The 5,103-nt window shown below is 68.1% G+C and carries 5 protein-coding genes; 3 read left to right on the forward strand and 2 right to left on the reverse strand.

Annotated features, from left to right (window positions below; genetic code table 11):
* Nucleotides 1-66: 66 nt before the first annotated feature.
* Nucleotides 67-960, reverse strand: coding sequence for a LysR family transcriptional regulator (locus A6M56_RS18875; RefSeq protein WP_045219499.1), 894 nt, complete (start codon nucleotides 958-960; stop codon nucleotides 67-69).
* Between the two features lie 134 nt (nucleotides 961-1,094).
* On the opposite strand from A6M56_RS18875, the gene A6M56_RS18880 reads away from it, so the two are divergent.
* From A6M56_RS18880 to A6M56_RS18890, 3 genes are read left to right on the forward strand one after another with little or no spacing between them, the layout of a single operon-like run.
* The gene (locus A6M56_RS18880) at nucleotides 1,095-1,559 is read left to right on the forward strand and encodes a (2Fe-2S)-binding protein (protein ID WP_045219501.1); all 465 of its coding nucleotides are present in this window, start codon (nucleotides 1,095-1,097) and stop codon (nucleotides 1,557-1,559) included.
* Entirely contained in the window at nucleotides 1,556-3,763 is a 2,208-nt protein-coding gene (locus tag A6M56_RS18885) for a xanthine dehydrogenase family protein molybdopterin-binding subunit (protein ID WP_102079089.1), read from the forward strand. Before A6M56_RS18880 ends, A6M56_RS18885 begins: the two co-directional genes overlap by 4 nt.
* Before the next feature lie 8 nt (nucleotides 3,764-3,771).
* Nucleotides 3,772-4,701, forward strand: coding sequence for a LysR family transcriptional regulator (locus A6M56_RS18890; RefSeq protein ID WP_102079088.1), 930 nt, complete (start codon nucleotides 3,772-3,774; stop codon nucleotides 4,699-4,701).
* On the opposite strand, the gene A6M56_RS18895 is transcribed toward A6M56_RS18890, so the two are convergent.
* Nucleotides 4,677-5,103 (reverse strand): helix-turn-helix domain-containing protein (locus A6M56_RS18895; RefSeq protein ID WP_286758331.1); only part of this gene is annotated, 427 nt, incomplete at its 5' end. The genes A6M56_RS18890 and A6M56_RS18895 overlap by 25 nt on opposite strands.

Here is a 5,103-nt window from a genome sequence, read left to right on the forward strand (position 1 = left end):
TCGGCAAGTCGGTCGGCAAGTCGGTCGGCAAGTCGGTCGGCAAGTCGGTCGGCAGGCGGCGGGCGCTCAGGCGCCGAGCGTGTCGCGCGCGAGTTGCTGCACTGCGTTCACCACCGCCTGTGCGCGCTCACCCTGGCCGCGCTGCCAGACGGCATACAGGTTGTAGTGCGCCGGGATGGCGACATCGGTCAGCCGCACGAGGCGCCCGTGTTGCAGTGCATCGGCCGCCAGCAGCCCACGCACCAGCGCCACGCCGACGCCGGCTTCGGCGGCCGCGACCATGTTGGCGGCGTTGTCGAACGCGGCCACCACGGCGGGCTCCAGCGGCTCCAGCGCGGCGGCGTCCAGCCATGGAATCCACGAGCGCCGCGTGTAGCCCAGCAGCGGCAGCGTCATCGCGGCCGACGGCGCCAGCGGCGCCTGCACGCCATGCCGCTCCAGCAGCGCGGGCGCCGCCACAGCGGTGACGTGGTCGCCACAGACGAGCGCCATCTCGCAGTCATCCCATTCGCCATAGCCGTAGCGCAGCGAGACATCCACGCGCTCGAACGAGGGCCGCTCGCCGCGCGGGGTCGACAGGAACATCACCTGGTAGCCGGGCAGGGCCGCGAGCAATTGCGGCAGCCTCGCATTGAGCCAGCCCTGCGCCAGTTCGCTGTCGACATCGACGATGAGCGTTTGCGGCACGTGCCGGTTGCGCACCGAAGACAGCGCCCGGTCCACCTGCCCGAAGCCGTCGGTGAGCATGCTGGCAAAGAGCTGGCCCGCATCGGTCAGCACGATGCCGCCCGCCTCGCGCACAAACAGCGGCTGGCCGATGAACTCCTCCAGCGAGCGGATCTGCTGGCTGATCGCGCTGTGCGTCAGGTCCAGCTGCTGCGCGGCCTTGGTAAAGCTGCCGGTGCGCGCCGCCTGCAGGAAGGCATGCATCGACTGGATCGACGGATAACGCTTGTACATGGCGGCGGTCGGTGAGCTGTTAGTTCGACTTACACGGGCTGGCAGAAATCGTCGCTGGCGGGGTGCCGGTGCGCGGCTTCATATTGCAGCCAGGCGCGGCCGCACAAGACGGCCCGATTCTGGAGGAGACAATGATGACCGAGATTATGGTCAATGGCGCGCCCCATGCGCTGGATGACGCCGATGCCGACATGCCCCTGCTCTGGGTGCTGCGCGATCGGCTGAGGCTGACGGGCACCAAGTTTGGCTGCGGCGGCGGCTTTTGCGGGGCCTGCACCGTCCATCTGGATGGCGCACCGATCCGCGCGTGCATCACGCCGGCATCGGCCGCGGCCGGGCACAGCGTGACCACCATCGAAGGCCTGTCGAAAGACGGCACGCACCCGCTGCAACGCGCCTGGGTGGCCGAAGACGTGCCGCAATGCGGCTACTGCCAATCGGGGCAGATCATGTCGGCCGCTGCGTTGTTGGCGGCAGGCACGCCTGTCAACGACGAGGCCATCACGAATGCCATGGCCGGCAACATCTGCCGCTGCGGCACCTACGGGCGCATCCGCCAGGCCATCAAGCGCGCCGCCGACGAGCGAGGCAAGGCATGAACGCGCCGCGTGACTTGCATGCGCCGTCGCGCCGCCGCTTCCTGCAGCAGAGCGCGCTGCTGACGGCGGGGCTGGCGGTCGGCTTTCGCTTGCCCGATGCACTGGCCGCCGGCAAGGATGGCGCCGCGGGGGAATTCGAACCCAATGCGTGGGTGCGCGTGCTGGCCGACAACACCGTCAAGATCGTCGTCCACAAGCACGATTCCGGCACCGGCACGCAAACCGCGCTGGCCGCCTGCGTGGCCGAAGAGCTGGATGTGGACCCGATGCGCATTGCCGTCGTCACGCCGGAAGATCCGTTCTTCCAGGACTACATTCATCCGGTCTGGAAGGTGTATTCCACCGGCGGCAGTACCAGCGTGTCGCTCGAATATGCGCGCCTGCGGCAAGCCGGCGCCACGGCGCGCGCGATGCTCATCAGCGCGGCGGCGCAACGTTGGGGCGTGCCCGTGGCCGCTTGCAGCACCGCCGACGGCACCGTCATCTGCAATGCCGACGGCCGCAGGGCCACCTACGGCGAACTGGCCGATGCGGCGGGCCGTCTGCCTGCACCTGCCGATGTGGCGTTGAAGAATCCGGCGGACTTCAAGTACATCGGCAAGCTTCGGCATAAGCGCGATGCGCTGGCCAAGGCGACGGGCCGGTTCCAGTACGGCATCGATGTGTCGTTGCCCGGCATGCTGGTGGCGGTCGTGCAGCGTGCGCCCATGCCCGGTGCACGTGTGCGCCGCATCGACAGCGCCGAGGCGTTGAAGGTGCGCGGCGTGCGCCAGGTCATGACCATCCCGATGCGCGCCGATGTGCTGGGCGGTAACCAGGAAGGCGTGGCCGTGCTGGCCGACGACTACTGGGCCGCCAACAAGGGCCGCGCGGCCCTCAAGGTCGAGTGGGACGACAGCGCCTTCGCCGATTTCGACAGCGGCCATGTCGCGCAGCACCAGGCCGCATGGCTTGCCAGCGGCAAGGCGCGCGTGGTGCACACCGTGCAGACCGGCAACACGGACGTGGCGATGGCCCACGGCGCCAAGCGCATCGATGCGGCGTATCGCATGCCGTACAAGCAGCAGAATCCGCTGGAACCCGTCAACATCACCGCGTGGTTCAAGGACGGTGCCATTCAATACTGGGGTGGCATCCAGGTGCCATCCACGGCGATGGAAGCTGCCGAGGTGATCTGCGGCGTGCCGCGCGACAAGGTGGTGCTGCACGAGATGGTGTCGGGCGGCAGCTTTGGCGCGCGCGAGAGCAAATACTGGTTGTTCGAAGTCACCTACCTTGCCAAAAAGACGGGCGTGCCCGTCAAGCTGATGAACAGCCGCGAAGACGAGATGCGCGCGCTGTACGGCCACCCCGCCACGTATCACCGCCTCGAAGGCGCGCTTGATGCGCAGGGCCGGCTCGATGCGCTGCGCATTCGCGCGGTGTCGCCCGCATCGCCGGAACAGTGGGAGCCGGGCTACTTCGACCGCCCCGATCGCATGGACTACAGCACCACCGAGGCCCTCTCAAAGTGGGATTTTCCATACCGCGCCAACCACATGGACATCGGCTGGGTGCGGCACGAAACGGGCATCCCGACGGGCTGGTACCGCGCCGTCAGCTTCATCCCCAACGTCTTCGCCACCGAGAGCTTCATCGATGAGCTCGCTGTGGCGGCCAGGCGCGATCCGGTTGATTTCCGTATCGCTCACATGGCCGACCGGCCCCGGCATGTCGACGTGCTGCGCGCCGCCTCACAGCGTGCGGGGTGGGGAAACATGGCGCACGGCCACGCACTGGGCGTCGCCACGCATCAGGCGTATGACAGCTACATCGCCGTGGTGGCGCAGGTGGCGCGCAAGGACGGCCGCGTCGTTGTCGAAAAGCTCACCTGCGTGGCCGACGTTGGCCTGGCGGTCTCGCGCACGGGCGTGGAGGAGCAGCTGTACGGCGGGCTGATGTGGGGCCTCGGCCATGCGCTGTTCGATCGCATCGACATCCAGGGCGGCGCGGTGCAGCAGAGCAACTTCCACGACTACCCCGTGATGCGCATGTCGGACATGCCCGCCATCGACATCGTCATCGTCGATGGCAACCGCGACAAGCCCGGTGGTGTGGGCGAGCTGGCCAACCCGCCGGTGGCGCCCGCCATCGCCAATGCCATCTTCCGGTTGACCGGCAAGCGCCAGCGCGAAACGCCGTTCAACTTCGATCTGAAGGCGTAGGGCATACCGTGGACATCCGCCTGCTGCGTTATTTCTCGGTGCTGGCCGACGAGCTGCACTTCGGCCGGGCGGCGGCGCGCCTGTTCATGTCGCAGCCGCCGCTGAGCCAGCAGATCCGGCTGCTGGAAGACGAGATCGGCACGCCGCTGTTTGTGCGCAGTCACCACCGCGTGGAACTGACGGCCGCCGGACGCACGCTCAAGGAGCAGGCGCCGCTGGTGTTCGCCCAGCTCAACCGCGCGCTGGACCTCACCCGGCAGGCGGGCCGCGGCCAGGTGGGCGAGCTGGAAATCGGCATGATCAGCTCGGTGATGGTGGGGCTGCTGCCCGAAGCGCTACGCCAGTTTCGCGAGCGCTACCCCGGCGTCGAATGGCACCTGCAGGAGATGACCCCCGCCGCGCAAGTGGCCGCGCTCAAGGAGCGCCGCATCGATGCATGCATCTTCCGGCTGGGGCAGGAAGACCCCGCCGTGTGCAGCGAACTGCTGCAGCACGAGCCGATCGTGATGGCACTGCCGGCCACGCACCGCCTGGCCGGGCACACCAGCCTGGCCCTCGGCGACTTTGCCGGCGAGCCGTTCGTTGCGTTCGAATCCAAGCGATCGCGCTTTGCCGATCATCTGCTGCATCTGTGCATCCAGGCCGGCTTTGCGCCGCTCGTGCGCCAGCAGGTGACCGAAGTGCAGACGCTGTTGGCGCTGGTGAGCGCGGGCTTTGGTGTGGCGCTGCTGCCGGGCTCGACGGCGAACCTGGCGCCGCCCGGTGTGGTCTTCCGCCCGCTGGAGCCGGCGCTGCCTGCTGTGCCGCTGTACGTCCACTATCGTGTGGACGATCACTCGCCGGTGCTCAAGGCGTTTCTGGAGACGCTGCGGGAAGTGAGCGGCACGGCCGGGGACGCCCTCGCCGCGCAGCCTCAGCCCGCGCTGGACGGCCGATAGTCGGTCGGTCGCATGCCCGTCCATTTGCGGAACGCGCGGTGAAAGGCGCTCGGTTCCGCAAAACCGACCGCGGCGGCAATGTCCGCAATCGTGCGCCGCGTGTCCTGCAGCAGGCCAATGGCGATGTCACGCCGCAGGTCGTCCTTGATGGATTGATACGTGTGGCCCTCGAGCTTCAGGCGCCGCCGCATGGTGGCCTCGGCCACGTTCAGTTTGAGCGCCATTGCGTCCGACGCGGGCCAGCTGGCCACGGGCAGATTGCGCAGCGTCTTGCGCACGCGCGCCGCGAAGGAATCGGGGTTGCGGTACTTGACGATGAAGTTGCCCGGCGCGTCGCGCAGGAACGTCTTGCTCGACGCGGCCGTCTGAATGACCGGCAGGTCCAGAAAATCGGGCGACAGG

The sequence above is a fragment of the Ralstonia sp. RL genome, assembly GCF_001683835.1.
GTDB lineage: Bacteria > Pseudomonadota > Gammaproteobacteria > Burkholderiales > Burkholderiaceae > Ralstonia > Ralstonia mannitolilytica.